Source organism: Neobacillus soli NBRC 102451 (assembly GCF_001591665.1).
Lineage (GTDB): Bacteria > Bacillota > Bacilli > Bacillales > Cytobacillaceae > Neobacillus > Neobacillus soli.
In genome coordinates this window covers 1-16489 of the sequence record NZ_BCVI01000021.1, presented here as the reverse complement: position 1 = coordinate 16489, position 16489 = coordinate 1, and the positions used below count along the sequence as shown (strand labels likewise).

Below are 16489 nucleotides of genomic sequence, written 5' to 3'. Positions count from 1 at the left end.
TCCATAAAATACATTAGTTTATATTATAGTAGGAATAATTCAATATTTCCAGATACTAATTGTTTGGGAATATTGTGGCAACGGTGGTAAAATGGAATTATAATGCAAAAAATTGTAACTATTGATCGAAAAAGGAAACTGCCAGTGGGGGTTGCACACAGATGTTAAAAAAATGGATTAGTAGTTTTATAGTAATCGCTTTATTCTGGAATATCTACTCTTATAGTGTACACGCGGCAAATCCGTTACAGTCCACATCACGAATTGAAGGAATGCTGGTAGTTGATGTCAGCAACTCAATGAAGAGTAGTGACCCGCATAATATCAGTAATGAAGCGATGAAAATGTTCATTGATATGGCCTCCTTAAACGGAGATAAGATTGGTGCCATCGCCTATTCCGATGAGGTGATGCGCGAAAAGGCGCTCGTCAAGATCCGCTCCGAGCAGGACAAAAAGGACTTGAAGGAGTTCATCGATTCGGTTGGAAAATACACGTATACCGATTTATCGACCGGGGTGAAGGAAGCCATTAAGGTGTTGGATTCAAGCCATGAACCTGATTATTTTCCATTGATTGTACTCTTGGCTGATGGCAATAACGAACTCGACCCGAAGAAGGCCAAAACTGTGAAACAGGCGGATTCTGATTTGGAAAAAGCAGTCGCTGATGCGAAAGCAAAAGGCTATCCCATCTATACCATCGGCCTGAATGCTGATGGCAAGCTAAACAAAGACGTTCTCACCAATGTAGCCAGGAGCACCAACGGGAAATTCTTTGAAGCTAGCTCTGCAGATAAGCTTCCAGCCATTCTTAGCGAAATTTTTGCCAACCATTTAAAGTTGAAAATAGTTCCTGTCAATCAAGTGATTGGAAATGGTGAATTTCAGGATATAAAAATAAATGTCCCCAATGAAAACGTCCTTGAGGCCAATATTTCGTTAATTTCCAGCAAAGCGGTTGAGGTAAAGCTCATCGATCCTTCCGGTAAAGAGCTGGCTATTCCTTCTGACAAAATCTTGCTGTCAAAATCGAAGACTTACTCGATGGTTAAGCTGATTAAGCCGGAGCAAGGCGATTGGACACTAAAGGTCAAAGGGGTAGCAAGGGATAAAATTGATATCAATCTCGTTTTTAACTATGATTTACAGCTAAAGCTTAAGCCCCTTGCCAAGCAAAGCTACAAAGCGGGCGAAACAGTTAAAATTGACGCCTTTTTTGAGGATAACGGCACAGCTGTTACCGATAAAAGCATCTATCAATCGATGAAAGCGACACTTTTCATAAAGGATCTCGACAGGGGGAAAACAGCGGAAATAGCCTTAAATGCCGCTGACCAAGGCTTTACAGGCCAATTCAAACTTGGGAATTCTGCTGGCTATGAAGTGGTGGTTAAGGCTGAGGACAATAGCTTTTTCCGCGAGACAGCACCGCAAAAGATTACTGTTCAAAAGAGTTCGGCGGTACCAGTAGCAGCGAAACCAAGTCCAACAGAGGATAAAAAGCCATTTCCTTGGCTTTACGCGGCCCTTGGCGTGATTGGTGCTCTCCTCCTAGCCGCACTTGTTTACATGCTTTTGACAAAAATGAAGCAAGCGAACCGAGGCTTTAGCGGCCAAATCGTCGTGGAGATCAAAGATGAGGACACGGGCGAACGCACCAATCCGCAATACAAGAAATTAAAAGGGTATAAAGGAAGGTTCCTCCTCCATCAGCTATTAGCACTTGCACCAGAGTTCACGGAAACCGACCATATCGCTTTCAAGCCGGCATCGGGAGATAAACTGCTGCTCGTCAATAACTCGGACTGTACGATTGAAAAAGGCGGCCGGGCCATTGATGCGAAAAAGGGCCTAGAAGTGAAGAAGAACGACCGGTTGAGAATTGTCTTAAAAAAGGTTAATAAGTCGGTTTATATTGAATATATCAGTTAAATAGAAAAGCGTAGTGCAAAGGGTCAGACCCCTCTACCTTAATAAAGGTTAAAAAGTACACTTAGTGCGAGGGGTCAGACCCTTTTAATAATTGAATCCTTACCACGTTATTTTTCGTCTAAATAAGTAGTAGTATTTTACAGCCAGGGAGGAATTTTTGCATGAAAGCAAGTGTTAGAGAACATATTCAGCAATTGGATGTTTCCTTAGGCGGGGGAATCATTTCCGATAAAATCCGCGTGGATACGATTGACAATCCGATGCTTGTCATCGGCCTGGGAGGCACCGGGATTGATGCCTTGCTGCGTCTCAAATACCAAGTAAACCGCCGCTTCAAGCTTCCCCAGGATCCCTTATCGAAAAAGAAGAAGGAAAAGCCAAATAACATTGAATTTTTAGCATTCGAAACGAATGAATATGATCGTAATAAAAAATACAAAGGCATTGGCCTTGATCCGAATAAAGAATTCGTCCTGCTTTCCAACCCGGAAATCGGCGGACTGCTCCAAAATCGGAGTACGATTGAGCCCTACATAAAGGAATGGCTGTCACCTGAACTATTGATTACCGATGGCATCAGTGGTGCTTCCGGTGTCCGACAAGCCGGCCGGCTTTTGCTTTTTACAAAAATCAACCAAGTGGTGCAAACGATTGAACGAAAAATTGAAGCCGTTCTTGAAGGGACAAGTAAACGGCTCTATGTCTTCATTTTAACAGGACTTTCCGGCGGGACCGGGAGCGGCTGTTATCTTGATATCGCCTATATTACCCGTGGCATTATGGAGCGTAAATTCGGCCCAACCGGTGTCGATAAGGTCAGCATGCTCGGCTATCTGTTCACGCCGGATGTGAATTTGTCCAAACGAGGGTTAAGCTCGCACACGGTCGAATATATTGAGAAAAATGGGTATGCCGCCTTAAAAGAGCTGGACTACTGGATGAATTGCGATGAACGAAATGAACGCTTCAAAATGAGATACGGCAGTCTGCTGGACGTAAACTCGCCGATGCCGCCCTTTAATCTCTGTCACCTAATGTCTGGGACGAACTTAGAAGGAAAATGGCTTGAGAACGCTTATGATTACTGCATGAATGTTACGGCCGAGAATATTACCAACTTCATGGCTAACGAGGAAAAGCAATCGGGTGAGGAGTTTGCGATTCACGATTATATCAGCAACATCCGCACCAATATCGCGCAAATGCCAAAGCCGTATGCGGCCAACTATCAATACAATATTATCGGTGCCTCAATGGCGGAGATTCCGTTAGAGGAAATGACGACCTATATCGGCTATAAGCTGTTTGAAAAAATGAACACGATGTTTGATGCCGGTCCGGACCAAACGGAGGTTGAGCAATTTGCGGAAAAGCTGCGGATTGATCCTGATTCCGTCCATCAGCGCTTCAATGAACGGGTACCTGAGCCATTATCCGGTTTTGAGAATAGTGACCGTTTCTCCTACAATAACGTCATTAAAACGTCAGTCATCAATCTTGACAATGAATTAGACCGAGAATTTTTAGTAAAAGCAAAGGAACAATACCGTAAATGCAAGAAACAGGTTCCAGGGGAGATCATGGAAGAATTCCGCCGCCAAATTGAACGGTTATTCCTCCATCCGAAAAAAGGACCTATTTTTGCCTCACGGTTAATTCACACAAATGATGGCTTTTGTCTTCTAAAAACGCTGCAGGTCTATGTGGAAGGACTCCGCGACCGGTTAGAAACTCTTCCGAAAGCGATTCAGTCGGAACAGGAGTATTCCCTCAATCGGCTCGAAGATGCAAGAAGCGCGTTTATTTCGAAGGATCGCAAAAAAAATGCCTATATTGAGGCCAAGCTGAACGAGTTTTACCTTCGTGCAGAAAAGGCTCGAATGGAAGAAATGATTGAATTCTATGAGGACTTATACCAGCTCCTTAATAATCAGAATAACAAAATTTATGAAGTCTATAAGGAAATTTTAGAAACGTTGAAGAGTATTTTTGAAAAGAATGCCGATATCCTTGTCGATGGTGAGGAAGTCAAGCAGGATCACGATGTCACCTATTATTGGCACCTAGTCAGCGTTCCGGATGTCGCCCGCGAAATAGAGCGGATGTTTGATTCGAAGGACGGCGAGTTATTGGTGCAGCAATGGTCGGAAATGCTCCTTGAGAAATCGACTCATTGGATCAAGGAATCTGATGTCGATGTCGTTGGCACCGTGTCCGAATTCCTGACCGACCAGTTCGGTGACTTGATTACCAAATCAATGGAGGACTTTTTACGGCTTAAATACGGCGAGGATCAGCCTATCGACAAGATTATAGAGGATAAGATTGCTGCTAGGCTCGATCGTGATGCCTTACCGGTCTTCCACCTTGCCAATAGTAATGGCCAGCTTCATTTCCCACAATGGGGCTTTGTATCTGTACCGGTGAAGGCACCGAATATTTTCAATGGCATTAAGAATTTCGAGAAGCATTCCTTGAGCCATTCCCGCTTCACGATTAAGGAAAGTGAGTTGAAAAACCGGATCTTCTGGCTGAACACAAAAAATGGTATTCCCTTATTCGCTTACTCCCCACTAGCCATTTACGAAACAGCGTATGAAAAGACAATTTTAGAAAAAGAAGGCGTCGGCCGCCATCTTGTTCAAACAGCTAAAGAAAACTGGGCCTACCTCCCTTCACCGATTCCGGAAAAATCATGGGGAGATACGTACGAAAACGAACGGGTAAAACAATACAATGCCGGTGTTCGGGCACTGTTTGATCAGGCGCAGGAATTCGGTGTTATTAGTGAAAAAAATGCCGAGCAAAATACGAGTGCCAGATTCCTATGCCATTTTACAAAAGAAATAAACCTTGCGGCGCTGTTTGCGATGCATGAAGTAGATCCGAAGCAGCTAGATAAAGCGGGTCTTGGCAAGCTGAAACAAGTCCTCCGCGTCTTGAAAGAGATGTTTGCCGGCGGCATGGAAACGGCTAGCGCAAGAGATATTTTCGGCAGCACGAATTTGGAGTTGGCCAAGGAGAACTTCATCCGCTCTCCAAAGCTGATTGAGCAGGTAAGAGCTGAGGTTAAGAAATATCGTTTGCTTCAAGAAAACGTAGCTGAAATTGAGCAATTTATTGAATCACAGAAGGAAAATGAGGTTTCCCTGAACCAGTTCATTCAGGCCGTTTATACGAAAACGATTCGCAAAAGAGGCGCCCTTTACGTGTATGATAAAGAGATTGAAGAGGATGCATGGGAACCGTTCGTTAACCTAATGAAGACAACTAAGTTTGTCGATTACGAAATCTATCAAGCCTTCAAGGGGTTAAGCCCGAAACAGAAGGATCAACTAGAGAAGAAATCCGAACGGCGCAGCAATGACTTAATTAATCAGGAAAATGCAACCGAGCTAACCGCAGCACTAGCGGAAATGGCGGCTACTTATCAAAAAGAAAAGGAAGCCCTTGACTACGACTACAACGATTTCGCCAATGGCGAGGAATTGTACCGCTTCTATAAAGAGATGATGATTAAGGTTCAGGAAATGCTGCGGCAGTTAAGATCATAATTGGGAGACCGTCAATCGGCGGATGGCTCCTTCCAATCGGCGGATGGCTTCCCCCAATCGGCGGATGGCTCTCCCAATCGGCGGATGGCTTCCCCCAATCTATATGTTTATATTTTCCGGCCACAATGCAATCCTTTGCTTGTGGCCCGCCTCTTATCACACCCATCTTTTGGTGAAGCTTTTCTATGGGGAGGGACCAGCTTGAGAGAACTTTTACAAACGTATGCCAACACCTTTTCAAACCAGCTCGAGAAAATAACGCTGGAGGAAAATGAACAGCGCAGTGTCAACCATCCGATTGTCTTTGTATTCTTAGGTGACCTTGTGAAGGACGCCCTAAAATCAATTATGACAATTAATGAAGAAAAATGGCAAAACAGTTCGGGCGTGTTATATTTTCATGCCTATCAAACAGATACCATCACAAATCAAAACGTATTATCTATGCAGCTTCCAGACCACGGGTTTGATCGCAAAACAAAACGAAAAGACATCTATGAGGGCTTTTATCAAGATGAAAACATGCTGATTGAATTAAATAAAACCTTCCGTCAGCTTTCATCAAAAATAGCGGAATACGGGAAAGTTTATTCCTCCCTTCAAAAGGTAAACCTTTGTGTGGTGGCCGCCATCGATGACCCAGCAACTATTCTCATCCAAGAATTTACTTTGCTGCTCAAGAGCATTCTTCAAGAGTCGTTTCGATTAGTCGAAGTGGACCTCTATGGTTTAATCAAGGAAAAACAGGATGGAGATCATTTTGCCCACTCCACCGCACTAGGAATTAGTTTTTTCAAGGAATTAGATAGCTATCAAAGCGATGAATACAGCTTTGATAAAGACCTTCAGCTGACTGAAGATTACCTGCGGCTGCCGGTGAGACACCCCCCTGCCCCACTCTTTGACTTGGTGTATTTATTAAGCGATAAGAATGAAGATGGGTTGATTTCTGCTGAGGCAATTCAGCAAAACTACGAAATGATCAGCAATCTGAATCTTTTAAAAAACCGGAAAATGATTACCGATTATCATGAAAAGATGGACAGCTATAGTCATGCCGCTTTTCGGAAGGGCATTCGAGGGAATTCGATAGAACCGGTTTACGCCTCGGCCGGCTTTGCCAAGGTGAATCGTCCAAATAAAGCGATTGCGCTTCATGCAGCAAGTCATTTTTTCAATGAGCTAATGGTTTCGTTAAAAGCGGCCAGTTCACAGCCGCGGGAAAAAGTGCTCAGCTTATTCGAGCTATCTGAAACTTCTTTTCAAAGGTATTTTAATGACTGTCTTCCGCCTGCCGGGAAGCTTGAGGATATGAACGGATTAATGGGGGTAACAAACTCTTATCAAACGCTAAAAAGGATGTCTGTCAGGGAAGCGGAAGAACATATGTATGAAGGCGGTACTAAACGATTCTTTGCCGCCAATTTCGAAGAACCTGTCCGCGAGTACCTCGAACAGTTGGACCTGAAAGAGCACATCCAACAATCCTTTGATGTCAATGTAATAAATAGTGAAAAATACGGGATGTATTGTGCCTATTTGTGGACCGCTGATTCGGCTGGTTCCGAAATCAGTGTGATCAATGAAATTTCTAAAATGCTTCGCGAAATCAAACAGGAGCGCTTAGAAAAAGAAGCCCGGCTCGAACAGTATTACCAGCAGCACGTGGATAGCTGTGATTTTAAAAAGAGCTACCTGCCTTTTGCGGATAAGAAAAACTTAACCAGTTATTTGCACTACTTTTTCGAAGCGGTTTATGGCACAAAATACGAAATGATTAAACTTGAGGTAAAGCAGGCCATCTTAAAAGAATACCTAGAGGTTCTTGAAGAAAATCACCTGAAAATCCGCGCGAAAATGGAGCTCATCGACCAAGTAGAATCCTGTTTGAAACAAACGGCTGCGGAAAGCCTTTATGATGCGGATGATTATTTGGATAAAAATATTGCGGCCTATTATGCAGACATTATCAGCAGAATCACGGAAAAGTTGAAAGAAAAACTTGGCGCAAACTTCTTTTCAGACGAGCGCTTTTTTGGAAATCTCTTTTCATTACTTGAAAACGGGGCAAAAGCCTTATTGGAAAGAGTCCTGCTTGTTTGTAATCGCGAGGTGTTGACTCAGGAAGAATTTCACCGCAGCTTTGAAGATGAACTGTTAGAAAGAGCCAATGTCATGACCCGCTATGAAAACAGGGAAATCCTTACCAAAGAGGATTTGTTTAACCAATTATATAACCGCCTCGATGACAACTCGGCGATTCAAATTGAAGTTTTTAACTACACCCAGGAACACCGCTTTGAAGAAAAATACCTTTTTGGTGATTTTTACAGCAAGTTTATGAAGTTTGCCTTAGAAAAGGAACATGAAACAAGGCAATTTAAAGTCGGCTGTGCTCACGAAAAGAAATCGAGCGGCATTGAAAAGCTAGCCCTGATGGGAGGCTTTCGACTAAAAGACTTAATGTACTATCGAAATGGTGAAAAATACTACAAGGCCTACACCGAAAATGGATTTGAGTTCCATTCCAATGCGCCAGCGCCCGAGGCCAACCCTAAATTGTAAGGAGCATTGAACATGCCTGTTCGAAAGTTTAGTTTTCTCTTTTTTGTGTTTAGTATCATTGCCGGTTTGATTGGGGCTGTGATTGGCGAATGGTTAATCGACTCTTTTTACGGCATTTGGCCGAATATCCTGTTAATGGGGGCTTATTTTGCCCAGTTGGCCCTTATCTTCGGCCTATTTTGCCTACTTGCTGAACTGATTAGCCCAGTGATTAATGGGCGGAGCTGGCGCTTGGAATACTCCGGGCTGAGCTGGAAGGTTCTCGTTCCGTCTACACTTGTGATGCTGTTAATTGCCGGTCTTATTTTTCAATTCTTCTATTCTCTTAATCTTTCAAGCGTCAAACCGCCGGACGATCTTGTCATGGTCCTTGATATTTCCGACAGCATGAAAAAATCCGACCCTGGTCATGAAAGCTTAAAGGCGGCGGTTAAGCTCGTGTCCAATATGGAGTCAAAACATCGTGCCTCTATCATATCCTTTAATGATCAAGCCTTTATTACTAAATCGATGTTCAATGTGAATGATAAAAACGAGCGCGCTGATGCGATTACACAAATCAACGGGCTGGAAGCAGGCGGGGGTACCGATATCAGCATTGCCTTAAACACGGCGATGCAGGAGATTGATGACCATCAGGCCCAGGACCGCAAACCAATGGTGATTCTCTTTTCCGATGGGTATAGCGAACTTGACCTTAAGACGGTTGTTGCCCCCTATCAAAACAAGGATATTATCATTAATACAATTGGGATGAGTAATATTGACAGAGGCGGTGCCCAGCTTCTAAAATCGATTGCATCACATACGGGCGGATCCTTCTATGATGTAAAAAAGGCTAATGAATTAACAAATGTATTTAAAAAAATTTACTTAGAAAACCAAGATCGTTTGCTTGTGACCGAACGACTTGGATTGTTTAAAGATAGTCTCTATCTTAGTGTGCTACGGGTTGTCTTGATTACATTAATTGGTGCTTTGTTTGGCCTGGCACTTGGGATTCTCTTCGACAATCGGTATTTAGCGAAAAGTTACGTGATTACGGGGCTAATCGCGGGGTTATTAGCAGGGTTGGTCCTCGAGCTTGGATTACAAAACAATCTACTCGTTGGATTTTCTAACCGCCTCACTGCTGCTATTCTCTTAACCGCGTTGTGCGGGCTTGGACCGATGATTATTCCGATTCGCGAAAAATTTGCCGGCGGTGTGCCGCGTCAATCTGGCGGAGCTGATAGTACCAGACGTGGTCCTTCGTCGAAAGGAGATCATTTTAACAAAGGATTTTGATCAACTAGAAAAAGATTGTGGGTGATTTTCGATGAACTGGGAAACCATTTCTTCCCCTGATCATGAAATAAAGAATTTGAAAAAGACCGTCCAGGATTCGGAGGTTCAGTTAACCTGGTTTTGGTCAAAGGAAGTCGATTTTGTTTACATTTATAAAGCGAACGTCGACAACGTCAGGCCGATCAGTGAACTCGAGGAGCACGATTTAAAGCTCTACACCCGCGAGGAATACAAGGCAAATCACGGGTATCGTGGCAGAATCGATGCCATTGGCCGTTCTGCCTACCGCATCTTCCCCTGCCAAAAGCGGGACGGGAAACTGCTTGTTTACAAACAGGAAAACGACGATAATCTCATTTATATTTCCGGCTCGAAGGCAAAGATTTATTTTTCCATCACTTATAAAAATAAACTCTTTCAGCCTCGTAAAAAAGTGAGGATGGCAATCATGACAGAGCTTTCGCTTGATAAAGAACTGTTAGTCTACGTGAAAAAAAGCGGCTCCGTCCCGATTTCGATTGATGATGGGACGATGTATCCCTTTGTTCGTGACTTCCCTGCGGGGAAAACCACGCCGCCGGAAATTGAAATCGACAAAAATGAGTATATTCGCATCTTTTTTAGCAACGGAAGGTCCGCGGCTCAAAATTTCGAGTTAATTCCACAATGAGGGAGACAAGCGCATGTTTGCACTACTAAAACGAATGTTTGAAAAAAAACAACCGGCCAAGGAAAGATTACCCTTTTACGATATTGTTTGTCCGTACTGTTTTTCAAAATTTCATCACGAAGAAGTTGTCTTCCGGGCATCCCATCATCGAGAAGATGATGAAGCATTAGCACTCCAGGAAGATGAATTATTAAATATATACCGCGGGAAGTTTGGGCTTGCCCCGATTGATGAACTTGAGGCAATCATTGATCCTGCAATAATTCCTGATGAGAACAAGATTTATTCAAACCATGTTCTCATGGGCGTTTCCGATAAATATTCGGTAGTGACCAAAACTCGCCTTTGCCCGTCATGCCATAATGACCTCCCAGTCACGGCTGGGAAGCATCCAAGCAATATCGTATCAATTGTCGGTGCCACAAGTGTTGGCAAATCCGTTTATATGACGTCATTGATTCATACGCTCCAGCATGTCACCGCAAACAATTTTAACGCAGCTTGTATTCCGCTCGACAATGAGATTAGTAAACGGTTTCGAGTCAATTATGAGATACCGCTTTTTGAAAACGGCAGTCTTTTACAATCGACTGAAAAATCGAATCGCCAAGAGCCGTTTATCTTTCAGTTTGTCTTTAAAGACGAGGACCAGTCTCCGCTCACGCTAGTATTTTTCGACGTTGCCGGCGAAGGGATGACCGATAAAGAATACATCAAGCTTCATGCCGCCCATATCAAAAATTCAGCCGGGATTCTCTTCCTGGTTGACCCGATGCAAATCCGGGCCATCCGGGCCAAGCTGATTCATCAAATGGGTGAACAACCAGGTGAACTTGTTGCCCAAGGTGACGAGCCGCGTGAGGTTGTCATTTCACTCTTTGGCGATTTCATTGCCCATCTGGAAAATAGCAAAACATCCATCCCAACTGCTGTCGTTTTGACAAAGAGCGATCTATTACATGCGTTGAAGGATGAGGACGGCGATTATATCCGAACGAACAGTAATGTGTTCCGCAATGTAACACATAAAGGCTGCCTTGATTTAGACGAGTTCGCAAATATAAACGGCGAAATCCGACGCTTCCTTGAAAAAGTTGACATCCCATTTGTGAATGCCCTTGATGTTTATTTTAAGGATACTTCCTATTTTGCGATTTCTGCACTGGGGAGCAATCCGAAAGACCAACAGGTCAGCGGCATCATTAGTCCCGTTCGAGTCGATGAACCGTTCATTTGGCTCCTTTATAAGCTTAGGTTTATTGAAGGGAGAAATGAGCAGTGACCGAAAAGTTCATTCAACAACAAATGTACACAAGGGAACGGGGCGGAATTTTCCATGACACGGATGGTTACGACACGATTGCGATTTCCGAAGGGTTTGATAAAGCGTTTGTGAAGAAGTATCTGCATCCTTTTTGTATGTATCATGCACCCAAAACATTAACCGAGCGCGGTGAAAAGGACGCTTCTCGCTATCCGGAGGCCGTGACGATTTTTCAGCCGGAAACCGGTGAACTTGTAATCGGTCAGTCCGTGTTCGTCCCTGCCGATTTCACGGGCCAGCGGAGCACCTTTTTCATGCATAATTATATTATTCCGGAAAACATGAAGGATGACTGGATCAAGCATCCTGAAATGATTTTTCAACTGAATGACTTTAAAACATCCTATGATGTCGGATCAGGAAAGGTCCTAGCGGAACGGGAGACTGTTGGCCATGTCGGGAAGGATATTCTTCTCATGAAAAATGACCTTCTTGATGTGTTAGGGATTACTGAAGTAAATTTTAAGCAGCTATTGTTCGCTGTGATGTCGTCGATTGCCGGAAAGAAAAAGGTGTTCATTTCGCTCGACGTGCCAGTGGAGGAATATTCGAAATATGCCTTGCAGCTGTTAGAACTGCTCTATCTTTATTTGCCGTTTGCCCACCGGCGGAAATTAGGGGCGCTGACTTTTTCGAGTGAACCAGCTGGAAAGAATTATCTTCATGTGATGTTTTATGAGCCGGGCACGTTAAATGTCGCCGACCGTTCGATTGAAAAGCAATTTATCTTTGATTTTGCCGGCGGGTGCCGCATTTCCGGCGTTGAGATCGATGGTCAGGAGCACGAATATTTGGACTTTGCCCTCCACCATTTCTCTCAATCAAAGCGGATTAATGGGTTTCTCGAGTTCGCTGAGATGGCGTTGTCAGGCTTGAGCGGCGAGCAGAAACTGGAATTAGCAAGCTATTACCAGCTAACGGCTATTTATATAACGGTAACCTCTGGCAATCTCTCTATCTATCAGAAGAATAAAATTGGCTTTTTACATAGTCTGTTGAAATTTTCCCAGGCTAAAATCGAAGCGAAACCAGAGTTGGTTCAGCTATTTTTACAGCTGATAGCGGAGGAGAAATTAGCGGCAGATCCCGGGTCAGCGCTCGATTACATCAGTGCGGTCATTGCCATCAACAAATCTTTGCGCTGCGATGAGGCGCTCACCTTCATCCTTGAGACGCTTGAGTACTATCAACATGACCAGTTGTTCGATAAATTATGGAAAGCGATTGAACAGGACAATCTCTGCCATGAGGCGTTATTGATGTTTATTAAGGAGCATCCAGATTATGACTTCCTACTTGAGCTGTATCTTGATAAACGTTTTAAACAGCTTGTCCGCATAGAAGACATCCTTAACGAGCTTAAAATAATGCTGGGTTCACCCTATCTTTTGAGCATCGAGAAATTTAGAACGACAGCAATTAAAAAGGCCATCTCCGCAATCAGCAATGAAAAGAAGCCCTTTAAGGCGGTGCTGGCCGTGAGCGATTTTAAAATCGAGCATCAAAGTGCTCCGTTTGCGGAATTTAAGAACAAATTGCTCGCCAATGTTAAGATGGCCCTGTTACGTTCGATGCGATTACGGGACATTTCCACACAGGAAATTTTGTCGTTTGGGACAATTTTTCCAAAAAGATTAAATGTAATCGACCTAAAGGATGCGAAAGCAAAGAGTAACTTTCAGGTTGCCAATGTCCTTTACCAGCTCATCAGCAGCCCATCGCAAGCTGATTTGATTAATTTAAGATTGTTGACTGTCGTTGAGCGCGAACAGCTGCGTGATGTCCTGTTGCGGATATTACGAAATAATCCTGCTCCTGAACAAATTCCCTTGCTGTTAATTGCCTTTGGCTCGGAATATGATGGGGTTGATTATCAAGGGCTATTCGAACACCTGGTAAGGCATAGTAATGAAAAGACGATTCCTGCCTTTATTCGCGGGAATGCAAGACTGGTTGAATCTGAACCGAGTTATAAACGGTCACTAAGAAAATATTTAATCACGCACCCAAAATCGATTTGGAAAAATAGAGCGCTGCGCAATGAGCTGAAGGAAATCAAAAACTACAGCCTTCAAAAATTACTAAAGGAAGTTGAAATCGAAACGGCCAGCCCGTTTGTGAAATTTCTGAAGAAGAATGGCTTGAAATTGGGGTTGGCGATTGTCATCCTTGGTGGAGTTGGCGGCGGGACATGGTTTGGACTAGATTATTTTTTTGGTAAGGACAAACCAGCACCGAAAACCATCGAGACCGCAACGGATAATATGAAGCCATCTGTTGATGATAGGAAAGAAGACCTTCCGATTTCTTTGGCGGGATTTAACCAGGCGGTTGTGGGTGTGGATGGTAAGTCATTTGATATCGCCATTGAAGGAAGCCAAGTAAAGAAAATATACGGACAAGTTCAACCAAATGGTGAGCAAAGTCTATTTTTGATTGATAGTACTGACCATTCATGGCCAATGGATTTAGGCTCATATTTCAATCCCAGCCCTTTTGATCAAAATGGGATGTTAATAGAGGGGTTTTCATTTTCTTCTGCTGAATATGATTTAACAGGCGACGAAATCCCGGAAGTAGTCATAGCGGCTAGCAATGGAACCTCGGAAACATATGTCTGGGTTTATTCCGTCGATACCGGAGGTCCTAAGCAAGAGCCGGCTATTCTCAAACCGATTTATACTGTTAAAGGACAACGGGATGTAAAGCTTAATGACAAAAAGCTTATTCTACCAATGGATGATCAAGATATAGTCTACGAATTCTCAAGCGAAAGCAAAACATTTGTGGAATTAGTAGAACAAAAAAACAACTAATAAAGCTGAAACATGCAAAGGCGATGGAAAAAACCATCGCCTTTGTTATCATTTATCGTCCACCACAGGCATACAAATGTCCACGAGCGGTGCCTGACACTATATATTAGCGTAATAAGTAGCATAGTAAAAATGATTTCTGATATGATTCAACTCAGAATATTTGATTGAGGTAATCCCTAAAGGGCATTTAACATCAAATACCCATATTTTCAGTAAATCATCAAGGACAATATCTAAATTGAGTTCATGGGTGTACTGGAATATCTCCTTTTTGATTTGCACCAAATGCGAAGCAAATTGAAGAGCAAAGTGCTCAATATTTTGTTTTATTTTGGTGCGATTTTCCCCAAACTGTTGTTTGAGAAAGGAATCAATTTCCTGAGTAGATCCACCAGAGCTCATATTGGTAATAATACTCCCTTTGGGGGCAATTTTTGGGGATATCGAGTTAACTGTCCATTCATTAAATAAATTTTTATGCAGTTGTAATTGAAGGTTATAGCTATTTCCTTCTGTTGTTTTACATAAAAGGTAAGGCTGAATAAAGAAGTGTTCCTCTGTTATTTTATGTCTTATTAAAGTTCGCAGCTGTTCCGGGTCTCTCTCTATAAGTTGTCCATCTTTCCAAACAAAGCATGTTCCCTCTTTTCTCTCAACAAGAAATATGTTTGCACTGTTGTTTCTTTCATATGGCTTTACGATAATTCTCTCGTATTCATTTAAAATACGAAAGAAATGTCCGGAAGTATTAATGGTGTAAGAGGGGATTAGATTTTGGCTAAATTGAACTTCATGTTGTAATGTCTCATATAAATCAAGCCAATTTCCTAGAGGAAAATTTAGGATGGGAATGGTCCTTTTTAGTTCACGTAGTAAGGACATTTCCTTCTTAGAATGCGAACTTAAATTATATATAACATCTGGAAAAGTTGTATCCCTTTGTCTCCATTCTCCAAATTCATAAACAAATCCTCGAACAATCCGTTTCTTTATATCCACCTGGGAAGGAGTGAAATAAAAGATATCCGCACTTTCTGCTTTAGCAATTAGCCAATAGGCATACAATGGATTATATTCATTAGGATTCTGATAATGATGCAGTAAACCAATTCGTACCAAAATTTATTCACCTCTGTTTTTCTAGGTTCACTTTTTCATTGTATGAATTTTTTTATCCTTAGGATTGTACAATAACCTATAAATACAAAACTTATCTGAATTTCAGGAAAAACTCCAATTCCTAAACTGGTTGTAAATTGATTAAATATCAATGAATTGCTTGGACAAATTGTTGCACAATAAGTGTGCAAACATTTTATGTGGAGGTAGATACGATTGAAAAAGTTTATTCTCGTTTTATTAGCTGTTTTTCTATTCACAGGTGGTTCATTTGGTATAGTACTTGAAAAAAACAAAGTAAATGCAGCACCAATTATCGGTCCAAATCAAACAGCCGATCAAATTGCTGATGCTATCATTAAAACAGGGGTTAGTTTAATAGGAAAAGCAACATACAGTCGAGCTGAATATAAAGCAACATATCCCTACAAATTTTCTTGTGCGACTTTTATTGATTTCATCTTTAAACAAAATGGGGTAGATTTAGCAACTTATAATGAGGACTACATGTTAAAGCTCGGTGTGCCCGTCAATAAAGATCAGCTAAAAAAGGGGGATTTGTTTTTCTTTGACGTGGACAAGACAGACAGTAATCCCGCCGATCATATTGGTATTTATATGGGGAATAACAAACTTCTACATATGGCTGACCCTACGCAAAACATCGTGATATCAGATATGACCGCTAAACCTTACTACACAGAAAATTTTGTCGGAGCCAGACGCGTCATACCAAGCTATATGCCTTCAAGTCCACTTTCAACGGCGGATAAGATTGTAAACACGGCTTACACCTTACAAGGACATGTCACCATAAGCAATAACGTTAATAACCCTGCAGCCAAAACGTTTACAAACGGGGGGATTGTGAACTACATTTACGGACAAAATGGAATTACTCTTGGCAGCAACAACATTAGTGAGCTCGTTAAAAAAGGAACCTTTGTGTCAAGGTCTAACCTGAAGAAAGGCGATCTTGTATTTTTTACCAACAAACTTGGTTCAAAAACACCTAATATCGTCGCCATTTACGGTGGAAATAATAAAGTTATTCTCACTAATCCTACTCAAGGCATTGTATCCAGAGTGTTGTTTTTTCCTTGGTACGACACCCATTACCTAACAGCACGCAGGGTGATCAAGTAATCGCGACTTAGTCTTGTTTTTATTAGAAAACACAAAAAAGGGCAGCTATTCAGCTGTCCTTTTTCGTGCCT

General features: G+C 42.3%; 10 protein-coding genes. 8 read left to right on the top strand and 2 right to left on the bottom strand.

All coding sequences use genetic code 11. The features are described 5' to 3' along the window. Positions 1–161 precede the first annotated feature (161 nt). Positions 162–1934, top strand: a complete 1773-nt coding sequence (locus BSO02S_RS08455; RefSeq protein ID WP_066065321.1) for a vWA domain-containing protein — start codon at positions 162–164, stop codon at positions 1932–1934. A 161-nt stretch (positions 1935–2095) separates the two neighbouring features. Continuing rightward, positions 2096–5488 carry a tubulin-like doman-containing protein gene (locus BSO02S_RS08450; RefSeq protein ID WP_066065318.1) on the top strand — a complete coding sequence of 1131 codons (3393 nt, stop codon included), beginning with the start codon at positions 2096–2098 and terminating at the stop codon, positions 5486–5488. Here BSO02S_RS08450 and BSO02S_RS08445 read toward each other — a convergent pair. Further along, positions 5451–5654: a hypothetical protein gene (locus BSO02S_RS08445; protein ID WP_066065315.1), complete on the bottom strand. Its 204-nt coding sequence runs from the start codon at positions 5652–5654 to the stop codon at positions 5451–5453. The two genes, BSO02S_RS08450 and BSO02S_RS08445, sit on opposite strands and share 38 nt — an antisense overlap. 35 nt (positions 5655–5689) lie before the next feature. Between BSO02S_RS08445 and BSO02S_RS08440 the strand changes: the two genes are divergently transcribed. Genes BSO02S_RS08440 through BSO02S_RS08420 form a run of 5 tightly spaced genes read left to right on the top strand, consistent with a single transcriptional unit; the run spans position 5690 to position 14150 of the window. Next, positions 5690–8053, top strand: coding sequence for a hypothetical protein (locus tag BSO02S_RS08440; RefSeq protein WP_066065313.1), 2364 nt, complete (start codon positions 5690–5692; stop codon positions 8051–8053). Between the two features lie 12 nt (positions 8054–8065). Next, positions 8066–9340, top strand: coding sequence for a vWA domain-containing protein (locus BSO02S_RS08435; protein ID WP_066065311.1), 1275 nt, complete (start codon positions 8066–8068; stop codon positions 9338–9340). A gap of 31 nt (positions 9341–9371) precedes the next feature. Beyond that, on the top strand, positions 9372–10010 hold the full coding sequence (locus BSO02S_RS08430; RefSeq protein WP_066065308.1) for a hypothetical protein: 639 nt from the start codon (positions 9372–9374) through the stop codon (positions 10008–10010). A gap of 13 nt (positions 10011–10023) precedes the next feature. Beyond that, complete coding sequence (locus BSO02S_RS08425) at positions 10024–11292, top strand: TRAFAC clade GTPase domain-containing protein (RefSeq protein WP_066065306.1); 1269 nt, start codon at positions 10024–10026, stop codon at positions 11290–11292. After that, complete coding sequence (locus tag BSO02S_RS08420; protein WP_066065304.1) at positions 11289–14150, top strand: GAP1-N2 domain-containing protein; 2862 nt, start codon at positions 11289–11291, stop codon at positions 14148–14150. The genes BSO02S_RS08425 and BSO02S_RS08420 overlap by 4 nt, the downstream gene beginning before the upstream one ends. A gap of 99 nt (positions 14151–14249) precedes the next feature. On the opposite strand, the gene BSO02S_RS08415 is transcribed toward BSO02S_RS08420, so the two are convergent. Beyond that, positions 14250–15218: a YheC/YheD family protein gene (locus BSO02S_RS08415; protein WP_169802735.1), complete on the bottom strand. Its 969-nt coding sequence runs from the start codon at positions 15216–15218 to the stop codon at positions 14250–14252. A gap of 270 nt (positions 15219–15488) precedes the next feature. Between BSO02S_RS08415 and BSO02S_RS08410 the strand changes: the two genes are divergently transcribed. After that, positions 15489–16418 (top strand): C40 family peptidase, encoded by a 930-nt coding sequence (locus BSO02S_RS08410; protein WP_066065299.1) that lies wholly within the window; start codon positions 15489–15491, stop codon positions 16416–16418. The last annotated feature ends 71 nt before the right edge of the window (positions 16419–16489 follow it).